General features: G+C 51.5%; 17 protein-coding genes. 8 read left to right on the top strand and 9 right to left on the bottom strand.

Annotation, left to right across the window (positions count from 1 at the left end; all coding sequences use genetic code 11):
• Window positions 1-159: 159 nt before the first annotated feature.
• A complete protein-coding gene (locus H8L32_RS07375) occupies window positions 160-630 on the bottom strand; it encodes a type II secretion system protein (RefSeq protein ID WP_186946521.1) in 471 nt (156 codons plus the stop codon).
• Between the two features lie 364 nt (window positions 631-994).
• On the opposite strand from H8L32_RS07375, the gene H8L32_RS07370 reads away from it, so the two are divergent.
• The 3 genes from H8L32_RS07370 (at window position 995) to H8L32_RS07360 (ending at window position 5,765) form a co-directional block, all read left to right on the top strand.
• Entirely contained in the window at window positions 995-1,270 is a 276-nt protein-coding gene (locus H8L32_RS07370) for a hypothetical protein (protein ID WP_186946520.1), read from the top strand.
• Between the two features lie 28 nt (window positions 1,271-1,298).
• Window positions 1,299-4,253, top strand: a complete 2,955-nt coding sequence (locus H8L32_RS07365) for a TonB-dependent receptor (protein WP_186946519.1) — start codon at window positions 1,299-1,301, stop codon at window positions 4,251-4,253.
• Between the two features lie 111 nt (window positions 4,254-4,364).
• Complete coding sequence (locus H8L32_RS07360) at window positions 4,365-5,765, top strand: pectate lyase family protein (protein WP_186946518.1); 1,401 nt, start codon at window positions 4,365-4,367, stop codon at window positions 5,763-5,765.
• A 100-nt stretch (window positions 5,766-5,865) separates the two neighbouring features.
• Here the strand turns inward: H8L32_RS07360 and H8L32_RS07355 are convergent, their stop codons facing one another.
• Both H8L32_RS07355 and H8L32_RS07350 read right to left on the bottom strand, forming a co-directional pair.
• Window positions 5,866-7,095 carry a DUF4861 family protein gene (locus H8L32_RS07355; RefSeq protein ID WP_186946517.1) on the bottom strand — a complete coding sequence of 410 codons (1,230 nt, stop codon included), beginning with the start codon at window positions 7,093-7,095 and terminating at the stop codon, window positions 5,866-5,868.
• Between the two features lie 30 nt (window positions 7,096-7,125).
• The gene (locus tag H8L32_RS07350; protein ID WP_186946516.1) at window positions 7,126-8,532 is read right to left on the bottom strand and encodes a glycoside hydrolase family 88/105 protein; all 1,407 of its coding nucleotides are present in this window, start codon (window positions 8,530-8,532) and stop codon (window positions 7,126-7,128) included.
• A gap of 506 nt (window positions 8,533-9,038) precedes the next feature.
• On the opposite strand from H8L32_RS07350, the gene H8L32_RS07345 reads away from it, so the two are divergent.
• Entirely contained in the window at window positions 9,039-10,022 is a 984-nt protein-coding gene (locus tag H8L32_RS07345; RefSeq protein WP_222619268.1) for an alpha/beta hydrolase, read from the top strand.
• A gap of 20 nt (window positions 10,023-10,042) precedes the next feature.
• On the opposite strand, the gene H8L32_RS07340 is transcribed toward H8L32_RS07345, so the two are convergent.
• Window positions 10,043-10,930, bottom strand: coding sequence for a LysR family transcriptional regulator (locus tag H8L32_RS07340; RefSeq protein ID WP_186946515.1), 888 nt, complete (start codon window positions 10,928-10,930; stop codon window positions 10,043-10,045).
• Window positions 10,931-11,037: 107 nt separating this feature from the next.
• Here H8L32_RS07340 and H8L32_RS07335 point away from each other — a divergent pair, with 107 nt between their 5' ends.
• A complete protein-coding gene (locus H8L32_RS07335; protein ID WP_186946514.1) occupies window positions 11,038-12,054 on the top strand; it encodes a YeiH family protein in 1,017 nt (338 codons plus the stop codon).
• Window positions 12,055-12,189: 135 nt separating this feature from the next.
• On the opposite strand, the gene H8L32_RS07330 is transcribed toward H8L32_RS07335, so the two are convergent.
• The 5 genes from H8L32_RS07330 to H8L32_RS07310 all read right to left on the bottom strand — a co-directional run bounded on the left by H8L32_RS07330 (window position 12,190) and on the right by H8L32_RS07310 (window position 18,346).
• Window positions 12,190-14,163: a sulfatase-like hydrolase/transferase gene (locus H8L32_RS07330; protein WP_186946513.1), complete on the bottom strand. Its 1,974-nt coding sequence runs from the start codon at window positions 14,161-14,163 to the stop codon at window positions 12,190-12,192.
• A gap of 269 nt (window positions 14,164-14,432) precedes the next feature.
• A complete protein-coding gene (locus H8L32_RS07325; RefSeq protein WP_186946512.1) occupies window positions 14,433-15,131 on the bottom strand; it encodes a FadR/GntR family transcriptional regulator in 699 nt (232 codons plus the stop codon).
• Between the two features lie 209 nt (window positions 15,132-15,340).
• Entirely contained in the window at window positions 15,341-16,306 is a 966-nt protein-coding gene (locus tag H8L32_RS07320; RefSeq protein WP_186946511.1) for an ornithine cyclodeaminase family protein, read from the bottom strand.
• Between the two features lie 4 nt (window positions 16,307-16,310).
• Entirely contained in the window at window positions 16,311-17,594 is a 1,284-nt protein-coding gene (locus tag H8L32_RS07315; RefSeq protein WP_186946510.1) for a D-amino acid dehydrogenase, read from the bottom strand.
• The gene (locus H8L32_RS07310; RefSeq protein WP_186946509.1) at window positions 17,591-18,346 is read right to left on the bottom strand and encodes a gamma-glutamyl-gamma-aminobutyrate hydrolase family protein; all 756 of its coding nucleotides are present in this window, start codon (window positions 18,344-18,346) and stop codon (window positions 17,591-17,593) included. Before H8L32_RS07310 ends, H8L32_RS07315 begins: the two co-directional genes overlap by 4 nt.
• A 147-nt stretch (window positions 18,347-18,493) precedes the next feature.
• Here H8L32_RS07310 and H8L32_RS07305 point away from each other — a divergent pair, with 147 nt between their 5' ends.
• From H8L32_RS07305 to H8L32_RS07295, 3 genes are all read left to right on the top strand, one after another.
• The gene (locus tag H8L32_RS07305; RefSeq protein WP_186946508.1) at window positions 18,494-19,477 is read left to right on the top strand and encodes a LysR substrate-binding domain-containing protein; all 984 of its coding nucleotides are present in this window, start codon (window positions 18,494-18,496) and stop codon (window positions 19,475-19,477) included.
• Between the two features lie 331 nt (window positions 19,478-19,808).
• Entirely contained in the window at window positions 19,809-20,960 is a 1,152-nt protein-coding gene (locus H8L32_RS07300; protein ID WP_186946507.1) for a branched-chain amino acid ABC transporter substrate-binding protein, read from the top strand.
• A gap of 73 nt (window positions 20,961-21,033) precedes the next feature.
• Complete coding sequence (locus tag H8L32_RS07295; RefSeq protein ID WP_186946506.1) at window positions 21,034-21,600, top strand: Rrf2 family transcriptional regulator; 567 nt, start codon at window positions 21,034-21,036, stop codon at window positions 21,598-21,600.
• The last annotated feature ends 44 nt before the right edge of the window (window positions 21,601-21,644 follow it).

Here is a 21,644-nt window from a genome sequence, read left to right as displayed (position 1 = left end):
TTGAATGCGCAAGTTTGAATGCGCATGTTTTAATAAACAGGTTTTAGTAAGCGAGCAGTAAAAAACGCCATCATTTATATGATGGCGTTTTTTTTGAAGTGAAAGCAATCTTGGTTGCAGCGCGGTGGCATTGCATGCTTCCCGGTTTAATGGTGAGTTCTAATTGCTTTCGCGTTCAGGTTTTTCACTGTTCTTGCAATTCGCACCGCATGCCATGACGTATGCAAAAGTCCAGTCGCAATAACGTTTTTGGCCATCCAGATAAGTAAAGTCCCCATGGGTAAAGCTGCGTTTGATGCTGGTCGCGCATGAACTGCTTTTGATCCCCATGATGCCGCCACCAGGTGCTGCAACCAGTTGCCAATCCTGTTTGCCAGTAATGGGATCAGGATAAAGTTGCCTGATATAACGTTTTACGCCGACCTGCCTGGGGTCGCGCAACAAATCTTCCAGGCGTGACGGAGCGCGATTGGCATTGCCTGCCGGTGTATTCAATTCGTATTCGAGTATGGCTTTGATGTATTGCTTGCCGACGGTCAGCAATTCTTCTTCCGCTGTCCGCCTTCTGGCGGTGTCGGCCACGGTGACTGTTGCAACCGTGGCGACACCGATGATGGCGACCATTATCATGGCGCCCACATATGTAAAACCAGATTGCCGGGGAGGGTATGGCGGTACATGATGGAGCGGAAGTATATTCACGATATTCACGATATTCACGATATTCACGATATTTGCCATATGTGGAAAAGGTGGAATAGTCGCTTTACACTTTAACCGCTTGCGCAAGGATACTTGATGGTAATTTTTAATTATATCTGGTCTGCCCGATTTTCAATTAATTGTCCAACCAAAAAATTATTGGTAGGACCAATTGTTGTTTTTTGGTTGTGGTGATTTGAATTTTGAAAGAGATTTAATTGCAAAATTTACTCTAAATAAATTCTAATAAAATCAAAATTAGTGCATTTTTATTTTAAATAAAATTGCATATTTGCTTTTTAAATTCAAAAAATGGTGTTATTTAAAAATTGAAGCATTTTTAAAATTTCTGTTCGTGCCTGCGAGTGATGTGCTCAGGCAGAAAAAAAGCGCGATTGAATTTTTTCAGTCTGAAAAATTATCTAGAATCGGTATCAGCCCGGCGATCAGCACCAAAGAGTGTGGCCGGGTATACAACGATCTTGTCAGCTTCCAAGAGCAGCCAGAGTGCATTTCAGTCATGCAGATGAAATGCGCCCGGCACATGCCACACATGCTTGACAAATAACTATATTGAGACTGAAGGAAACCCTACTATGCGCAGGAAGAATCCCACTTTAGCTATTGGAAAGCTAGCCGTTCGTTTCGTTGGCAACACCTCGGTGTGTGCTGCCGCCATCAGTGCAGCCTATGCACAAACTGCTGCACCTCCAGGTGATGCCCCGGCCACAGTTGTCGTGACTGGCATGCGGGCCGCTTTGGAAAGTGCCTTGAACAAGAAGCGTGATGACAATGGCATAGTCGATGTCATCAAGTCCGAAGATATGGGGAAATTCCCCGACACGAATCTGGCCGAATCCCTGCAGCGTGTGCCTGGCGTGGTGATTGACCGTGATGCCGGTGAGGGGCGTAATATTACTGTGCGTGGTCTGGGGCAGGATTTTACCCGGGTGCGTATCAACGGCATTGAAGGTCTGGCTACTACCGGCGGCACCGACAGTTCTGGCGGCGCCAACCGCTCGCGTGGTTTTGACTTTAATGTGTTTCCATCCGAGTTGTTTAATTCTCTGATCGTACGTAAAAGTTCTTCTGCCGATGTGGATGAGGGTTCTCTCGGTGCCACGGTTGATTTGCAGACCTTGCGTCCCTTTGACTTAAGAGGATTTAATGCCACCATCATGGCCAAGGGCCGGTATAACGACCTGTCGGAAAAAACGGATCCACGTCTGGGTTTTTTGATTTCCAATACCTTTGCTGACAGGACCATAGGGGTTTTATTGTCTGGGGCGTACTCCAAGCGTCGTGTCAATGAAGAAGGTTTCAGTACCGTGCGCTGGGATAATGGCCCATCTTCTGGCGGCTGGTGTTCGCCCATGGGTGTGACGCCGGTGAATCCATCTACATCTACTGCCACCACTTGCGGCCCTGCGGCACAGGGCGTTGCCCGTTTGCCCGGCACGGCAGACAATATTGCTGCCTACAATGCAGCCAGTGACGCGAACAACTTTACGCCCCGGTTGCCACGCTATGGTCGCCTGACGCATGATCAGGACCGACTGGGATTGACCGGGTCTTTGCAATTTCGCCCCCGGCGCGGTACTTTGCTGACACTGGATATGCTGTATTCCAAACTCAAGGCTACCCGCCAGGAAGATTTTCTGGAGGCGATCTCATTCAGCCGCACCCTGAGTCAGGGTGGCAAGCCACAAACCAGTGTGGTCAGTACAGCCTATGCACCGAATGGGGCCTTGCTGTACGGTGTGTATAACGGTGTAGACATTCGTGCCGAATCACGTTTTGATGAACTGTCGACCACATTTACCCAGCCGACATTGACGCTGGATCATGAATTCTCGGATACCTTGCGCATGAATGCGACGCTGGGCCGGGCAACGTCCAAATTCAGCAATCCGGTACAGACCACGACGACGCTGGATGCGATCAATGTGAATGGTTATGGGCTTGATTTTCGTGCCAGCGATCGCTTGCCCGTCATCACTTATCCATTTGACGTGGCGTCGGCCAATGGTCCTTTGACACTGGTTGGCGTGCCACGGGTGACCACCGGTACGCAGGCCGCAACGGTAGCGAATACGACGACCAGTGAAATTCGTATACGCCCACAGGGAGCCAATAACCGCAATGACGTTGCCCACGTAGACTTGACCTGGGAAGCCGTACCGGACAAATTCAGTATCAAGGGCGGCGTGGATTACAAGAAATTTATGTTCGATTCGTATGAATTCCGGCGTGTGAACCAGAATGACACGATCTTTGCACCGGATGCAGGTATTTCCATTGCCAGCCTGACGACGCAAATCACCGGCTTTGGCAAGGGCCAAAATTTGCCGGCGGGCACGCCTACTACCTGGCTTATCCCCAACCTGAATGCGATTGCTCAGGCGTATGACATTTATTGTAACTGTATAAAAAGCGGCCCTGCAGGTGGTCCTGGCGACTTCACCCTGTCGTCGATCACCAATGGTAATGCACGTGGCAACAACCGTTCTGTCAGCGAAACCGACCGTGGCGCCTTTCTGATGGGCGACTTCAAGACTGATGTTGCGGGCTTTCCTTTACGCGGCAATATCGGTGCCCGTTATGTGGAAACCCAGCAGGTAGCGACCGGTTATCAGGCGGCTGGTGGCGGGACAGAAGTGACTGTGACCAATACCTATCGCGATTTCTTGCCATCGTTTAATCTGGCTTTGAATGTCACACCGGATTTCATCGTGCGTCTTGCCGGTGCCAAAGTGATGGCCAGGCCACAGTTGGGTAATTTGAGTCCGGGCGGTACCATTACCACGACAGGCACACTGTCGATTACCAGTGGCAATCCTTATCTGGAGCCTTTCCGGGCCAATACCTTTGATGCCAGTCTGGAGTGGTATTTTGCAAAAAATGCCTTCCTTGGTGTAGGCTTGTTCCAGAAAAACATCAATACCTATATCCAGAGCATCAGAACCAATGTGCCGTATAAGGATACTGGCTTGCCATTGTCTTTCTTGCCGGCCAATTTCACTGGTGAAGAGGTGTTCCAGGTAACGGCGCCGATCAATACCAATGGCGGCAAGCTCACCGGGATAGAGCTGAATTATCAGCAGCCATTTACTTTCCTGCCTGCATGGGGACGGAATTTTGGTATCTTGCTCAATGCGACCTATGTCAAATCAAAAATAGAATATGCTATTTCTCCTACCAGTTCGGCAACGATTACGGACGACTTGCTGAATCTTTCGCCCAAATCCTGGAATGCAACGCTGTACTATGACGATGGCAAGTTCAGTGCGCGTGTTTCTGCCTCCAAGCGTTCCGGTTTCGTGACCCGTGTTCCTGGACAAAACAATAATGATGTCGAAGGCAAGAATGGCACCCTCAATGTTGATTTGTCCATGTCCTTCAAGGTCAACGACAGGCTGGATTTCACACTGGAAGGCGTGAATCTGACCAATCAGGCGAATGACCAGTTCATCAGCCGCGCACGTGATAGTGTGGTGGTCAACAATGTCACTGGCCGTGAAATATTGCTCGGCTTGCGTTATAAGTTCTAAATAAAATCAGCTATATGTAGTCATGTTGCTAGCAGACTTGCGGAGTGTATTCCGCAAGTCTGTTTTACGTTTATCAGTGATTGATTTACCCTTATTGGATACCGACAATTCATGTCCAGACTTATTTCTAATGCTATTTGTAGCAATGCTTGCAGTACTGTTCGTCGCTTTATTGCGCTTGGCTGTCTTGCGCTTGCCTGTCTCATCAGTCTGCAGTCATTACAGGCCCAGGCTGCGCCGCAAGTAGCGGCAGTGGTAGATACTGCACATGCAAGCTTCCCTGGTGCGGTTGGCTGGGCTGCACAAACGCCGGGTGGGCGTGGCGGCAAAATTATCCGGGTGACGAATCTGAATGCCGATGGACCGGGGTCCCTGAAGGAAGCGATAGAAACTGCTGGGCCACGCATCGTGGTGTTTGAAGTGGGTGGTGTGATTGACCTGAAGCGCTCAACATTGACCATACGCGAACCTTTTATCACGATCGCTGGGCAGACGGCACCGTCGCCGGGTATCACGATTATTCGTGGTGGCCTGATTGTGCGCGGTCACGATGCCATCATCCGGCATCTGCGTGTGCGTACCGGTGTTGACGGACAACCCAAACGCAGCGGCTGGGAAGAAGATGCATTCTCAACTTCATCAGCCCACGATGTCATCGTCGATCATTGCAGTTTTAGCTGGGCGATAGATGAAAACATGTCAGCATCCGGCCCGCGCTTTAACGGCAATACACCAGAAGAATGGCGCAAGGGGACCAGTTACAACGTCACCTTTTCTTATAACCTGGCGGCGGAGGGGCTGGCGGAGGCCAGTCATTCCAAGGGAGAGCATTCCAAGGGTTCACTGGTGCATGACAATGTCACCAATATTCTTTTTTATCGCAACATCTTTGCCCACAATGTAGAACGCAATCCCTTGTTCAAGGGTGGCGTGCGTGGTTCTGTCATCAATAACCTGATCTATGATCCGGGGCGGCGGGCAATTCATTACAACCTGATGGCACTGGAGTGGGGCACACATGCTTATCAGAATGGGCAGTTGAGTGCGGTTGGCAATGTCATGCGGGGCGGCCTGTCGACCAAAGGCAAGCTGCCTTTCATGACACTGGGTGGTGATGGTGATCTTGAATACTATGCCAAAGACAATACGGCGGTTGACAAATATGGTATGCCTTTGCCACTGTTTGGGCGGTATGGCGAAACCCAGGCCAAACTGATCAGCATGAGCGAGCCGGTTGCCTGGCCTGCCGGCATTGCTGTCATGCCTTCACATGATGTAGAAAAATATTTGCTGCAATATGCTGGTGCCAGGCCCTGGGACAGGGATGCAGATGATACCCGTGTTTTATATTTCGTCGCTGAAGGTCAGGGCAAAATCATCAACGATGAAAATGAAGTCAGTGGCTATCCCAAACAAAATGAAGTACATGCGCCCTTTGTTGACGCTGAGTGGGGCATGGATAACATGGAACCCAGATCTGGCATCTATCCGCAGCCACGCAAACGTAAATAGCTTGATCTTTGATCTTCCGGGCAAGCGAAACAAACGTTGAAACAAATGAAAATGCCCGGTAGCGAGCAATTCGCTACCGGGCATGTCAGCTACGCTGTTATCAGGACTTGCCTATGCTTATCTTGATAGGATGTTGCATTCTTTCTGCTGTTTCCTTGACATAGGCTTGCCATTTTTCATCGCTGTTGTAAGGGCTGGCTCTGTCCCAGGCAGCGCCTACATAATAGCGTAATGGTTTGTCCGATGAAACCGTCGCCAGTATCATGTCATTCAGCTTATCTTCGGCATAGCCTTCGGCATTCGGCAATATGATAGCAGTGCCGATAGAACCATTGCTGGATTGATCTACCCATTGCGTCAGGGATGGATTCGATTGATTTTTAGCCAGTTTGATGACAGGGTTCTGACCTTTGTCGGTCGGCGTTTTATTCAGGCCCAGGGCGACTTTCAATTGCGCCGGTCCGGCGAACGTGAAGGTACTTTCTATCTGGTCGAAATAATGGCCGGCATCGACAGTGAAACGTTTGACTTCGGATACCTTGACGCCAGCCGCATCCCAGTTGCTGTAGGACAGTTCAAATACCGTGCGTACCGGGCCATTGGCGATCACTTTCCAGGTGGAGTAGTTGGCGCTGGTGTACAGGGTCTGACCATCCCAGATGCCGGTGCCGCCGCAACCGCGTGACCTGCCGACGTTGTACATGTCCATGCCTTCACCTTCGTCCTTGTGGTAATGGTCATGGCCTTTGTTGTACCAGCGATCAACGATGGAGTAGGGCACGCGCTTGAACCAGATGTCCAGCCCGCTACTGCGCAAGACTTCCTTGTTGCTGCCCGGAGGCGCTGGGGCTTCCAGTGCCGGTCCATAGGTGCGGTGGCCGATTTTGTCATTTTCCCAGGCGAAGTCATCCAGCCTTTCGGGGATGTAGCGTCCATATGCCTTGGATTCAAATACCGGTACCAGGGTATCGATTTTTTCTACGCTGAACACGGCCTGTTTTTCACCCGGGGCAAAGTCATATTGAAAAATCAGTTCACCATAAGCGATACCTTCTCCCTTGGGGTCTTTCGACAGGGGGGCAATATTGGTTACCTGGTGTGCCAATACTTTACCCTTGGCATCCTTGACGGCGATTCTCTGTATCAGCGCACCGGGCAAGGCCTTGTTGACTTCTGACCAGGGCAGGGTGATGGTTTCCGATGGACGTGCTGCATTCAGATCATGACTGACCTGTATCGTCAGTTTATCTGCAGCGCTGGCCAGACCGGCAGCAAGCATGGCAAGTGGAATGGCAAGAAGACGCAGAGTCTGCTTTAAATTCTGTTTCATAGGTTTGGATTCCATAGTGTGATTGCAAGATTATGGGTGTTCACGATAATCCGTTTTGCTGTTGCCAGCAGGCAGATAGTGGTACGTGCGCACTTTGTGCTGAATTTCAATAGATGGATTTTTCAACAATTTGATCATTTCAGCACCTGCCAGCAACATCGGGCCGTAACCATGCAGCGCATCCACGCTGGTAGGGCGGTTGTAGTAATACACATGATCGCTGGCGAAGGTCGTGCCTACGCAAGTGCCTTCAACCTGGCCCTTGGCATTGATGCGGGTGGACAAGGCAGTCCAGCCGGCCTGGGCGATGGAGCCATAGGTGGTCGGGCTGATCCAGTTCTGGTTGATGGCATGCGCAATCACATACACAAACATGGCGCTGGCTGAGGTTTCAAGGTAAGAATCATTTCGGTCCAGCATCTGGTGCCACAGACCCTGGCCGGATTGCAACTCTGCGATACCGCGCAAGGTGAGGCGCAACTGGCTCAGTACCTTGCTGTAACCTGGGTGATCTTTTGGCAATACATCCAGCAGATCAGACATGGTCATCACTGCCCAGCCGTTGGCACGCGCCCAGTAAAAACGAGGCGCATCCGGGTTGTTGGCGTTCCAGCCATGGGTATAGATGCCAGCCTGCTTGTTGAACATGTAGGCAGACATTTGCAGGACGTTTTTGACAGCATCATCAAAATAGGCGTGGTCCTTGGTCAGATGGCCCATTTCTGCCAGTGCCGGTACACCCATATACATATCGTCAGCCCACAATGAAGATGCCTGTGGACGTTTTCTGGCCAGAGTGCCGTCAGCCAGCCTGTACTGTTGTTTGGAGACGAAATTGCTACAGACCTTGATCATGTTCGACATGTCGGGTCCGACATTGGCAAAGCGCGCTCTGATCAGCGCTGCGCACATGGAACCACTGTCATCCAGCGAGCGCGGGTCGAGGAAACGGGCAAAGCTGTTGGCGCGCTCCAGGTGGAATTGCTTTTCCTGGGCATCAAAGTAAGGCATGGTTTTGGAGAAGAACTGTAAATGACGTTCAGTCATTGCAGTGAATTTCTTGTCACCCGTCACTTCTGCTGCTTTCAGCAAGCCGGCATGGACCACGCCCATTTCATACACCATGATGCCAAAGTCACCCTTGGCCGGTTCAAAAATGGCATCGGCGACTGGTTTGCTGAAGTCGGTCACTTCCGTACCGCTACCCTTCAACACCACACGGGTAGGGGTGACCGCATCCATATAGGTACGCACGCGGTTTAATGCTTCAGTGATTTCGGCAACGTCAGGCTTTTGGTAAGGGATGGGATAAGTCCCTTCGCCGACATCTTTCAGGTCCTTGTTGTCTCTGTTACGGTAAGGTCCTTCTGCATAAGCCGTGGTAGAAAGTAGCAGGGATGCTGCGAGCGTTTTAATAAGAAAAGAGCTGAATTTCATGTTGGCCTGTCAGGGATAATGATGTTAGATGATAGGTATTATTTAATATATAGGGAAATTGCTGGTCCGGATTTGTTCGCCTGGGCATGACGCTGGCTTGTCAAAGAAAAAGAGTGCTGGGAGGGAAGTGCCGGGAATTGCGCCCGGCTTTCTGGGCTTTCGCGGTTTTTTATGTTGTAGCCAGGTATGGGTGCTTGCTAGCAGGCGACGTGCGACTACCCGGATACATATATCCCGGATAAATTCTGCTGTTTTTTGCGCCACGATACGGTAGAGCCTAGGCTCCTGCGTGATCATGGTGTCTCCATGCACAAGTATTTTCTTCATTCTTTGATGAGATACCTGAATTTTGTGATTTTAATTGGCCAGACCATTCTAAATTGGCCTGTCCAATAATGCAATGTGGACTAGCCAATTATTATTTGATTATGGGATAATTCCTGACTGTAATCCTGTAGACAGGGAAATTACCCTGCCTGCAAGAGGCAGACACGGGGGAGTGGAGCTTGAAATCAATTCTGGTCATGTTTTGTGCTGTAATTCTACTGCTTGCCTGTGCTACCCCGGGTAAGCCAGTGACGGCAGATAATGTTTATACGGCTGCCTCCACTTACCAAAAGCTGGTCGCTACTTATCCTTTTATACAGATTGCCAACCAGACAGCGCCTGCATCCATCAAAGTCATCAAAGATATTTCGTATGTCAGCTATGGTGACATGGATTTGCAACTGGACTTGTTCATGCCTGCCCGGACACCGGCAAAAGCCTTGCCAGGCATTGTGCTGGTACATGGCGGCGGCTGGCGTTCAGGGTCCAGGGAAAATCTGGCGGCCATGGCCATACGCCTGGCTGGGCTCGGGTACATCGCGGCTGCCATCAGTTACAGATTGTCGGCAGAGGCACCATACCCTGCTGCAATACATGATGTGAAGGCGGCAATACGCTGGATGCGTTCACATGCGTCTGAATACCACATCGACTCCGGTTATATCGCCGTGGCCGGCGGTTCGGCAGGCGGTCAGATTGCTGCGCTGGTGGGTGTGACCAATGGCGTGCCAAAGTTTGATCCGCAGGCACAGCACAGTCAGGTATCCAGTGCTGTGCAGGCCATTATCAATATCGATGGCTTGTCCGACTTTACATCGGAACAGGCACGTCATTACGAAGATGACCCTGCCAAGAAGCCATCATCAGCTGGTGCCTGGTTTGGCGGTACCTATGCCGAGAAAACAGAATTATGGAAAGAAGCATCTCCGCTCAGCCATGTCGGCAAGAATACGCCTCCCATCCTGTTTATCGGCAGTGCTCAGAAGCGTTTCAGCCTGGGCCGGGAAGAGATGGTGCAGAAGATGACTGCACTAGGCATAGCAACGGGAGTGGTGCTGCTACCGGATACGCCGCACAGTTTCTGGTTGTTTGATCCCTGGCTGGAGCCGACGGTGAATGCGATGAGTGAATTTTTGGGGCGGGAATTTGCCTTGTCGCCATGAGTTCGCCAAATCAATAAAACCTAGGTACTCGACGCCCAGATCAACTGTTCCAATGCCATCGAAGCCTTGCTCTTGTAGCGTTCCTGGTGTCTGAGCATCTGGAAGTTGCGTGCTGGCAGTTGAAAATTTGCTTTTGCAAGCAAGCCAGCCTGCAGATGTGAAGCGACCACCAGTTCTGACATGACGGTGGCAAATGTGCCTGCCATGATGGCCGAGCGTACTGCCTCATTCGATGGCAGGGACAGTGCGACCTGTAAGGTCGTGATGGAAACGCCTTGTGACGCTAGTGCGGATTCGAAGGCAGAACGGGTGCCTGAACCTTCCTCGCGCAGTATCCACTGGGCTGCAATCAGATCTTTTGGCTTCAGTGCCTTGCCAGATGCCCAGGGATGATTGGGGGCAACCACGGTCAACAGCCGGTCTTGTCCCACGGTTTCGACCGACAGAGCGGGTTCATCAATCTCACCCTCCACAAAACCCAGATCGGCAATCCCCTGAGCGACCGCCTGGGCCACATTGTAGGTGTTGTCTACAGTGATGCTGAGGCCAATTGCCGGGTAGGTTTGACGAAACTGCACCAAAAATTGGGGAAGCCAATAGCTTGCTATGGTCTGGCTGGCCTGTATCGTCAGCGTGCCACGCTTCAATCCACCCAGTTCGGCCAGCGTCAATTCGGCGGCACGAGCGCTGGCGAGAGTACGTCGTGCCTCTACCAGAAAGGCCAGGCCTGCTTCACTGATCTCAATGCGACGTCCTACGCGATTGAACAATGGCGTGCCGTAGCGCTCTTCCAGTACCTTGATGGAGGCGCTGACTGCTGAAGGCGTTAACGCCAACACGGCCGCTGCCTGAGTCAGGTGCTGCCGTTCGGCGACTTCTACGAAGATGCGTAACTGTTCCAGTGTCATTTTATCGTTCGAATTTATTTAATGAATTATGCGAAATTGTAAAATAGACAGAATGATCTGTCGACTCGATAATTGCGTCATTGAATTCGTGGTATCGGGAACGACAAATGATCAGGCAAAAATTATATGTGCTGCGGGCTGCTTTGCCAGGATTGGCACTGTGTACTCTTGTCACTGCCTGTGCGTACGCGCTGGAAGGTTTGGAAAGTGCAGTTTTTGGGCGCGCCTGGCTGGAAAGCCTGGTCCTGGCGATTCTGCAGGGAACAGGCATACGGACTTTTTATCGTCTCGATGCGCGTTTCGAGCCTGGCATTCAAGCCGGTGCGAAATTATTGCTGGAGATTGCCGTGCTGCTGCTGGGTGCCACCGTCAGCGCCAGCTCGCTGTTTGAAAATGGCGCGGAACTGATAGTCGGTATCGCGGCAGTTGTGGCCATTGTAATTATGCTCAGTTTTATTATTGGGCGCAGCTTTGGGCTGCCACGCAAGATGGCTATTTTGATTGCCTGTGGCAATTCTATCTGTGGCAATTCCGCCATTGCCGCAGTTGCTCCAGTGATTGATGCTGATGGTGAAGATGTTGCGGCAGCGATTGCTTTCACTGCAGTGTTGGGTGTTGTCGTGGTGCTGGTGTTGCCACTGCTGATATCGGTATTGTCGTTTTCACCCTTGCAGTTTGGCGTATTTGCCGGGCTAACTGTCTATGCCGTGCCGCAAGTATTGGCCGCGACTGGCGCTGTCTCGTTGGGTAGCGTCCATATCGGCACCCTGGTCAAGCTGGTGCGTGTGTTGATGCTGGGACCAGTAGTGCTGGTATTGTCACTGCTGGGGCGAAACGGAGGTGCGCGCCGGCCTTCACTATCGCATATGGTGCCCTGGTTCATCGTGGGGTTTTTGCTGTTAATGAGCTTGCGTTCTTTGAGGTTGATTCCTGAAGCTGCTATTGCGCCAGCACACGTGGCCGCAAACTTCTTTACCATCATGTCTATGGCAGCACTGGGACTTGGGGTCGATGCCCGCTCGGTCATGCATGCCGGTGGCCGCGTTGCGGCGGTCGTTATTCTGTCCTTACTGGTGTTGGCAGCAGTGAGTTTCGCCTTGATCAAACTGCTTGGGATAGGCTGAGCAGTTTGCCGGGGATTGATTGACAAAATACCGTTTTACCGTTTCGTCTTACCGTCTATTCCCCGGCCTCTCCCCTGAAGGGAGAGGGGTTTAACTCTTCGGGTAAGCACACTGCGAGCACACTGTCAGAATCGCTTAAGTCGTTGGCGCCTGTCCATCTGCCACGATGCCCATGTCTTGCATATTTTGCGGCGTATAACCAGCCTTGACCAGGGCGTGGTTGAGTTCCTGGCGCAGATGGTGCAGGGCGTGTTCGGTTTGCGCAATGCTAAGGCCGAGTTCGGCGATTACTCCAGGACGCAGTACCGGTGCGCCGGTGGCTTTATCCCAGTGCAGCAGGTTGTGGTTTTCATTTGCATCAACGTCGAGGTTATACAATTCCCATTGGGTGTTGGTGTGATTTTTCGGTTCCCAGTAACGTACCAGTTTCCAGGGTTTTTCGAAATACGATTGTACGTGGTTGGGTTGCACCACCGGGCCTGGTGCAGTCAGTGGTTGCCTTTCTGTAGGTTGGCCATCGGGGCTGGTCAGTTTTTCGGTGATATTTACATACCATTGGTATTTGTCGGGCAGGTAATTGGTGTCCAGCGGTGCGGTGATATTGTCGTCGGATACAAACAATACGCCTTTGCGTTCTGTCGCCTCTGCGTCGCCACGGATAATCGGGGCCAGATCTTCACCGGCCAGGGGTTTGACGTCATGGCCCTGGATGAACTTCGCCAGTGCCTGTCTGTCGTTCTTGTCAAAACCGGCCAGGCCCAGCAAGGTGGGTACCCAGTCGACATGGGTGGTGTGGCATTGCACTGTGCGCATGCTTTTGTCGGCATTGACCAGTGGTGAAGAAATGATGGCGGGAATATGGGTGGCTTCCTGGTAGGCACCAAACCATTTTTCTATCTGACCGCCGTGGGCACCGGCCAATTCACCATGATCAGAAGTGAAGACGACGATGGTGTTTTGATCAAGGCCGGACTCATAAAGGCGTTCAAGTATCGTGCTGACTTCAATATTCACCAGGTATTGCAGATACAGATAAAACGCCAGGTAGTTGCGATACCAGTCTTCTGCATTACTTTGCATCTTGAACGGGTAGGGTGAAGGGAGTACGGCGTACTGGCCACGCAAAGTCGTCAGCGCCAGCTGGAATTTATAGGAATAATCATACTGGCAATCTGGCTTGCTGGATAAATCACTGCGCCAGTTGGCTGGCAGTTTCACTTCGCCCAGCTTGAAACCGCCAGGATTCAAGGGTACACGATAGGTGGCTTTGAATTGATTCGGGGCTTTGCCATATGTCGGTGGCTGACTCATCGTACCCGTTACAGGCGCACCGTAAGGGGAGATAGGCGTGATGATATCGCCCAGGGCAGGTGGCGTAGATGGTGTTGGTGGTGTCTCTACAGCCGGTTGCCAGGGAAAAGGATAAGCACCGATATCATGCGGATTGACAAAGGACGCCACTGCCAGCCAGGGGCGCAGCTTGAAGCTGGCATTGGTGGGATTGTTGCTGTTGATCATATTCGCTTCTACCCCCAGGCCCTTGCGACGCAGGAAGGTAGTGACCAGGTCGGTATAGCTTTTATCCCGATACACACCCAGGTTGGGTGTGCCAAAGTGCTGATCGGATGGGGTTGAGTATTCCCAGTCACTAAACCCCCAGTTTTCCAGACTGCCGGTCGGTGGATTCGATAAATCCCAGCGTCCAAAATAATGCGTTTCATAACCCGCTGCGCGGAACCAGTCACCCATGGTGGGTACACCATCTTGTGGCAGCCAGGGAAAGGCCGGATCGCTATCCACCTTGAACATGCCTTCGGTCTGGGTTACGCCACTATGTGCACTGTATTGCCCCGTCATGATGGTGGCACGGCCTGGTACGCAGGCAATGCTGGAACAGGTATGGTTTTGTAGTGATACACCATTTTCACGCAGTTTGACGAAGCCAGGAAACAGTTCTGCATACGGGTTGCCCGTCAGATCAGCTTCTTCAAAGCGCAAAATCTGATACAGCGGATTGAGCGGATCTGCCGGATAGTGTGGCGGATAACGCATCTGGTCAACCATGATGAAGAGGATATTCGGCCTGGCGGATTGCTGTTCGGTACTCATGTTGACCTTTCGCTGGTTGCTGGCTGGGGAGTGGAGTCTTTGGCCGCGTCTTTGCTATGACGAATTATCTTATTGATAATCTTAACCGTGCTTGCCAAAAAAGCAAAGATTAAAATGATGTTGCATCATCATTTTTGTAGCGAGCGGAAGGGAGTGTGTGTGCGTCTATGCGCGGAGTGTGGATTTGTGGTCGAAGTGTGACCAAATTGAGGCTATGCCCCCTGACAGTTGATGTGCTGTCAGGGATGATGGAGCTTTATGGAGCTTGCTTAACCGCGTGAGAACGTACGCGTGACCCTGTCAAGGTGGGCGCGCATGGCCTGGCGTGCGGCAACGGCATTGTGGGAAGCGATGGCTTCCAGGATATTGCGGTGGTCTATCAGGGTTTGCTTGCGCAATTCTTCGGTCTGGAAATGTTCTTTCAGCTTGTGCCATAAGGTGCCACGCTGATTCCACAGATATTCAACTACGCCTTCCAGGGCGCTATTGCCGGTAGCGCGGGCAATGGCCAGATGGAAATTGCGATCAGCCATTTCATTGCTATTACGATTGTCGTGGTTGTTTTCCATTTCGACGACGGTACGCAAAATGGCATCAATTGCCGAATCCGTTGCCATTTTGGCGGCGATCGCGGCAATTTCTGATTCGATCAGACGACGTGCGGACAGGACTTCAAATGGACCAGGGCCAACGGGTTCCGCCGGGACTTCCTGACTGGTCTGTTCACATACATAGACGCCGGAGCCACCTCTGACTTCGACTATGCCACCCAACTCCAGTGCGATCAGGCCTTCTCTCAGTGAGGTCCGGCTGACGCTCAGTTTGCTGGCCAGTTCACGCTCAGGTGGTAGCCGTTCTCCTGCACCTATGTTTTCTTCGCGGATAAGTTCTTGAATCCGGCTTGATACCACCTTGTACAGACGTGGTTCGGTAATATTCGCTTCTTGAGGAGCAGGATTTTTTTTCATTGAGAGAATTCGATTAATGCAAAATATAGCAAGCGAAACTATAGCAGGCGAAATCGCCAACTCCCAATCTTAGTTTGATCTGTTCATTGTGGCAAGTTGCGATAGGTAAGAATTTTTTCAATATGTACTCCTGAACTTGTCAGATTTGACCTCCAAACGGTAAGAAATGAAAAATTTGCACCAAATTGGCTCATTATTAGATGCTGGACTTAAGCGCCGGACCCCACTTTCTGTTTGAGCCGCCTGTACACAAATTCCGCCATGGCAACATCTTCCATGCCTATGCCAACTGCCTTGTATAAGATGATCTGGCTATCGTCTTGCCTGATGGGTGCTGCCGCTGCCAGAACATCAGCCAGTTCGCTGAGCTTGTTCCAGTCAAGATAAGCCGGATTGCACAGGATTAAATCACCGGCTTCCTTTTTTGTCTGGGGTATCGATTCCACGACAATCCGGGCAGCGCGCCTGATGACGGTATCATCGATTTCCCTACTGTCTGGCTTGCTGGAACCTATCGCGGCAACAAAAGTGCCAGGTTTCAGCAAGTTACCGTCGAACAGTGGCGTGCTTGCCCTGGTTGCAGTGATCAGCACGTCAGCGCTGGCTGCTGCTTCATCTGCACTGACTGCACGGCAAGGACGTTGGTAGCGTATGGACAGTTCATGCGCAAATTGTTCGGGCTGGGCGATGCCTGACACCAATATTTCGGAAAAGTCGCGTACTGCCATCAGGGCTGGCACATGGGCACGTGCCTGTACCCCGGTGCCAAAGATGGCGAGGGTGGTGGCATTTTTTCGCGCCATGGCATCTGCAGCCAGTGCAGTGACGGCTGCGGTACGGTATTCCGTCATGGCTTCGCCTTCCATAACGGCCAGCAAGGTACCATCTGTGGCAGAAAAAAGCACGATCGCGAACGTGAATTTGCCATTGACAGTGGTATAGACTTTGGCACCTGCTGCATTCAGTCCGGGCATGATGGCACCCATCATGCTGAGCTTGGTGCTGCCACAGTCTATGCGCACTCTTTCCTGGTTGCTGCCTTGTTGGCTAAAGCCGGGAAATGCCTTGCGCATGACCTGTATGGCATCTTCTATCGTTAGCAGGTCAGCGATTTGTGCGTTGGTGATGATGTGCTCAATGCGGCGGCTATTGCTGTTTTCTATGCTATTTTCCATGCAGTTATCCATGTGGGTTTTCGTGTGGTTTGATTTGATGGGTTTGCGATGTCTGTAGCGCAGCGGGAATGGGTTCGTTACATAGTTCACTTGCCAGTTTTTCTGCGCTACCGCAGGCCAGGGTCCAGCCCAAAGCGCCATGGCCGGTATTGAGGTACAGGTTTTTCAGCTTGCTGCGCCCGATGATGGGTATGCCGGTTGGGGTGGCTGGCCTTAGGCCGGTCCAGGGAGACGTCCGGCCTTGTTGCTGACGCAGGGCCGGGAATAGTTGCTGTGCTTCATTTGCGATGCCGGCCCAGCGTTGCGGTTTTAGCGACAGGTCATTGCCTGTCATTTCCACTTTTCCAGCCACCCGCAGATACTTGCCTATGCGTGCGTAGACGATTTTTTTGCTCAGATCAGTGACACTCACGCTGGGGAGCTGCTTATCGTCACTGGCTTCATAAGTCAGGCTATAGCCTTTCAATGGGTAGATCGGTAGCTCGATTCCCATTGATGCCGCTGTGGCGACGCTGCCGACACCATTTGCCAGTACGTAGGCGTCGGCCACGATGTCGCCGGCGGTGGATTGCAGTGCCATGATTTTTCCACCAGCGACGATGGCTGAGGTAATGCTGGTATTGAAAGCAAATTCGACTTTATTACCTGCTTGCGCGAGATGCTTGCTCAATTGTGTACAAAATACGCCGCAATCGCCGACCTGTTCTGATGACGTATAGACGCCGCCAAACCAGTCTCTGCCCGACAAAGCCAGTGATGGTTCTACCTTTAAACAATCCGCTGGACTTAACATCTCTTGTACGCAACCGTAGCGACGCTGAAAATCGAGTTGTCTGGAGGCCACGTCTACTGCTTTGGCAGAAGATAGCATGACCAGTTTCCCGGCTGTACGAAGATCAAAATCCAATGCCAGTTCATTTTGCAGCTGGGTCAGGCAATCGCGGCTGAAAAATGCCAGGCGCAACAGTTCGATGCTGCTTTGTCTTGATCTGTGCGTGGTGCAGGCGTGCAGAAACCGGACTACCCATTGCCATTGCCGGATGTCCCATTGTGGTTGCCAGCGTAAAGGTGATTGTGGATCCAGCAGGTAAGCAGGCAGGCTTTTCCATACCGTAGCGTCTGCCAGTGGTGCAACGTAGGAATAGCTTAGCTGGGCACCATTCGCTTTGCTGGCACCCTGGCCAGCCTGCTCATATGCATCGACCACGATAATTTCGTGACCGCGCCTGGCAAGCGCATGGGCGCTGGTCAGGCCAATGACGCCAGCACCGATGATGCAGATTCTCATAGCGAGCCCTGGCCTGGCAAGATGCCGGACATGATTCTGAATTCAATGGCTGCCGCTGCCAGAGCCGAAAACAGCTTGTGTTCAGAAGCGTGAGCCTGGTATTCGGGATGCCATTGCACACCTATGCAGAACCGGTGACCAATGATTTCAATGGCTTCGACGACACCGTCATCAGCACTGGCGCTGACTAACAAGCGCTGGTTTCCCTCTATCACAGCCTGATGGTGCAGGCTGTTGACCTGCAATTCGTCCAGCCCCAGTATTTGTTGCAGGCGACTGTCTTTTGCGAGTTTGATACGATGGGTAGCGATATCGCATGTTGCCGTTTGTTTGTGTTCGATCTGGCTCGGCATATCAGATGGCAGATGCTGAAACAATCGGGCGCCCATTTCTACGGCAATCAGTTGCATGCCGCCGCATATGCCCAGTATAGGGATATTTCTTTTCAGTGCACCGCGCAGCAGCGCATGTTCGAACTGGGTACGGTCGGGCTTCAGACACATTTGGCTGTTATGTGCAGGCCTTGCGCCATACCAGAGGGGATCAATATCAAACATGCCGCCGCTAAGGACAATGGCATCCAGCCTGTCCAGGTAATGTTCAACCAATTCCATCTGATACGGCAATATCAAGGGGATGGCACCACCAGCGGCAACGGCGCTACAGTAATTTCTACGCAAAAAGAAATGCGATTCTATGTTGTTTGCTTCGTCACTACGGTCTGGCGAGATACCGATCAAGGGTTTGCGCATGGCTTGTCTTCCGTTTTTATCCTGACGGTATTCTTTTCCAAAAGCGTCTGGCAGGCAAACCAGAATTCCTATTGTTGGCATTAGTTGGGCTAATGCGTAGGATGCTGATATATAATTTCTGCTCCTTTCTCTCACTGTTGGGCCGCCATGTCGCAACGCCAATTACTGACACCCCTGGTCATGCATGCGATGAAGTATTTCGATGCTGCTGCCCGCCATCGCAGTTTTACCCGTGCTGCTGAGGAATTGCATGTGACCCAGGGGGCAGTCAGCCAGCAGATAAAAGGATTGGAAGAGCAGGTTGGCGTTGCCTTGTTCAAGCGTCTGCCGCGTGGACTGGCGATTACGCCTGAAGGTGAGCGCCTGTATCGCGTCGTGCGCAAGGTGTTGCGTGATCTTGAGACGGAATTGCATGCCATTCAGCCCGCCGGTCCCAATAAAACCCTGCTGATTCGTGCTTCTCCCTCATTTTCCATGATGTGGCTGATGCCGCGCCTGAACAGTTTTAGCCGCTTGTATCCGGATATCGAGATCCGCCTGCGTGGGGAGCTGTTTGGCATGAGTGCTGCGTTGATGAATGAAGAGGCGATAGACGTACTGGTGATGTATGGACAACTGCCAGACGATAGCGATCAGCAGGTGACTGCTCTGATGCATGAATATCTGATGCCGGTGGCCAGCCCCGATTACCTGCAACAGCAGTCGACTGTGCTGGAACCGGCTGATTTTCTAAAGCACAAGTTGCTGCATGATGATTCGCCGTGGGAGGGCGCACCGGCATTTGATGAATGGGCCGCCTGGCTGCGCAGCTATGCGCCAGATGGCAATGAAGAACTGGAAGGCACGGTCCGGCACGGCAATCAGTTCAATCTGTCGCAATTGGCGATCAATGCTGCCTTGCAGGGGCAGGGAATAGCTATGGCACGTGTGTCGCTGATCATGGATGAATTGCAGCGCAAACAGCTGGTGCCTGTGATATTGCAGGCCGTCAGGTCAAGTGCTCAGTATTTCCTGGTTTTTAACCATGGCACGTCGAATCGCGAATCGGTGAAGTTCTTCAAGGAATGGATAGTTGCTGAGTGCGGCAAGTTTGAACTGGAGCGGGAAAGCTTCCTGGTCAGCCTGGCTTAGTCCCTGTGATACATCAGAATTACATGGATTGTTGTAAAAATAAAGCAATCGCCTGCATCTATTTATCCTTGTTTATACCCTGTCGTCACCTGACGAAGGGGTATTTGCCTGCGAGTTCCATTGGCATTAGTAATACTAATGCCTTTCTATAGAAATTCTGGTTTGTGATTACGCAGTGATCATACCAAGATGCGCTTACGGTAAATGCGATGCCTGAACAATATGTGATGCCGAACTGTTGAAAGCCGGGGCTGTTATCAAAAATTGTGTGCATCGTCCGTTTGGCACCCGTTATGGCGGGTGAATTTTTTGTCGCATTCTGGAGAAAATTATGATCGTAAAATTTGGTCTGCTCACTGCCGCCACTCTATCTACACTTACTGCTTATCATCAGGCACAGGCTCAGGACCTGATCGTCAGGATTGGCCATGTCAGCCCACTTTCCGGCCCATCTGCCCACATGGGTAAAGATACCGAAGAAGGGGCGAGAATGGCGATAGAAGAATTGAATACCAAGGGTCTCAGCATAGGTGGTAAAAAAGCCAAATTTGAATTGCTGTCAGAAGATGATGCCAGTGATCCCAAGCAGGCAACGACTGTGGCGCAGAAACTGGTCGATGCCAAGGTGAATGGTGTGATTGGCCATATGAATTCAGGAACGACTATTCCGGCATCCAAGATTTATCAAACCGCTGGTATACCTCAGATATCACCTTCTGCGACCAATCCTAAATATACGCTTCAGGGATTTAACACGGCTTTCCGGGTTGTCGCCAATGATGGCCAACTGGGTGGGACCCTGGGGCGTTTTGCGGTGCAGATCAACCATGCAAAAAAAGTGGCAGTGATTGATGACCGGTCGGCCTATGGGCAAGGGGTGGCGGATGAATTTGTCAAAGGTGTCATCGGCAAATCCGGGCCAGATGCCATCGTCACGCGTCAATATACGACAGACAAGGCAACTGACTTCAACGCTATCCTGACCATTATCAAAAGCAAAAATCCGGATGTGATTTTCTTTGGCGGTATGGATGCGGTGGGAGGCCCCATGTTGCGTCAGATGAAGCAGCTCGGCATTGAAGCCAAATTTTTCGGTGGTGATGGTATTTGCTCATCTGATTTGCCCAACCTGGCCAGCGATGCGATAGGTGAAGGCAAGGTAGTTTGCGCAGAGGCGGGCGGTGTCGAAGAAGCCAAGAAAGGTGACCTGATCAAATTCAAGGCGGCATTTGCGAAGCGTTTTGGCCATGAAGTGGTGTTGAACGCACCGTATGCCTATGACAGCGTCATGACCATGGTGGACGCGATGCAAAAGGCCGGTTCATCTGAACCAGCCAAATATCTTCCTTTGCTGAGCAAGATTCAACACAAGGGTGTGACGGGGATGATCGCCTTTGACAACCGTGGCGACATTCTTGATGGGACTTTGACGCTGTATACGTATAAAGGTGGCAAGCGCGAATTGCTGACCATTACAAAATAAACGTCAAGACCGGGGCGTAGCCGAAAGCCGCGTTACGCCCCGGTATCCACAATGATTTAGAAGAATTGCGCACATGAGTCTGGCAAAAAGAAAACAGGTACGCTCAAAAACTGAAATTTTTGCCGATGCCGGTATCAACGAACAGTTTTATATTGCCGTTGAACTGCTGGCAAAACTAGTGATGAGCATGCCCGATTCCATTTCCATCACGGAGCTGGCACGTTGTACAGGCAAACGGCCTGCTCTGGTCCGATCCATCATTCGTATTCTTCACGACTATCAACTGGTCACCTGCGATGCTGGCAAAGATGGCTGGCACTGTTGCCACTGGCAAGACACAATGACCCTGGCCGATGTCTATTACTGCTTTTGCATGGTAGAAGAAGGTGCACGTGCAGATCATCAAAGACTGGATGAGGCAGAGACGCCAGACATCAGACAGCATGTAACCCGGCGCAATCTGGATATCACTGGCAGCAACCTGGATTTACTCATGATGCAGGTAAAAATCACCATCAATAGCGCAGTCGCACAACAACTTGCGCAATTTGATCTGGGACGTCTGCGTGGTCTGGCATCGTCACCGAGTTTTCGCCGCAACCATGGCTGGCCGCGTGACTATATGCCTGAACCTTGCTGACTTAATGTTGTAGCAAGCCTCATCCACTTTTTTGAAATGATAAA

It is taken from the genome of Undibacterium hunanense (assembly GCF_014284335.1).
In the GTDB taxonomy this organism is placed as follows: Bacteria; Pseudomonadota; Gammaproteobacteria; order Burkholderiales; family Burkholderiaceae_D; genus Undibacterium; species Undibacterium hunanense.
The sequence above is the reverse complement of the archived record's forward strand: the minus strand, read 5'-3'. Positions and strand labels throughout refer to the sequence as shown.

Excerpts from the sequence above, each read along its gene's own strand:
- H8L32_RS07375 (WP_186946521.1), bottom strand. The coding sequence starts at position 630 with ATGATAATGGTCGCCATCATCGGTGTCGCCACGGTTGCAACAGTCACC.
- H8L32_RS07365 (WP_186946519.1), top strand. The coding sequence starts at position 1,299 with ATGCGCAGGAAGAATCCCACTTTAGCTATTGGAAAGCTAGCCGTTCGT.
- H8L32_RS07360 (WP_186946518.1), top strand. The coding sequence starts at position 4,365 with ATGTCCAGACTTATTTCTAATGCTATTTGTAGCAATGCTTGCAGTACT.
- H8L32_RS07355 (WP_186946517.1), bottom strand. The coding sequence starts at position 7,095 with ATGAAACAGAATTTAAAGCAGACTCTGCGTCTTCTTGCCATTCCACTT.
- H8L32_RS07350 (WP_186946516.1), bottom strand. The coding sequence starts at position 8,532 with ATGAAATTCAGCTCTTTTCTTATTAAAACGCTCGCAGCATCCCTGCTA.
- H8L32_RS07340 (WP_186946515.1), bottom strand. The coding sequence starts at position 10,930 with ATGACACTGGAACAGTTACGCATCTTCGTAGAAGTCGCCGAACGGCAG.
- H8L32_RS07335 (WP_186946514.1), top strand. The coding sequence starts at position 11,038 with ATGATCAGGCAAAAATTATATGTGCTGCGGGCTGCTTTGCCAGGATTG.
- H8L32_RS07330 (WP_186946513.1), bottom strand. The coding sequence starts at position 14,163 with ATGAGTACCGAACAGCAATCCGCCAGGCCGAATATCCTCTTCATCATG.
- H8L32_RS07325 (WP_186946512.1), bottom strand. The coding sequence starts at position 15,131 with ATGAAAAAAAATCCTGCTCCTCAAGAAGCGAATATTACCGAACCACGT.
- H8L32_RS07320 (WP_186946511.1), bottom strand. The coding sequence starts at position 16,306 with ATGGAAAATAGCATAGAAAACAGCAATAGCCGCCGCATTGAGCACATC.
- H8L32_RS07315 (WP_186946510.1), bottom strand. The coding sequence starts at position 17,594 with ATGAGAATCTGCATCATCGGTGCTGGCGTCATTGGCCTGACCAGCGCC.
- H8L32_RS07310 (WP_186946509.1), bottom strand. The coding sequence starts at position 18,346 with ATGCGCAAACCCTTGATCGGTATCTCGCCAGACCGTAGTGACGAAGCA.
- H8L32_RS07305 (WP_186946508.1), top strand. The coding sequence starts at position 18,494 with ATGTCGCAACGCCAATTACTGACACCCCTGGTCATGCATGCGATGAAG.
- H8L32_RS07300 (WP_186946507.1), top strand. The coding sequence starts at position 19,809 with ATGATCGTAAAATTTGGTCTGCTCACTGCCGCCACTCTATCTACACTT.
- H8L32_RS07295 (WP_186946506.1), top strand. The coding sequence starts at position 21,034 with ATGAGTCTGGCAAAAAGAAAACAGGTACGCTCAAAAACTGAAATTTTT.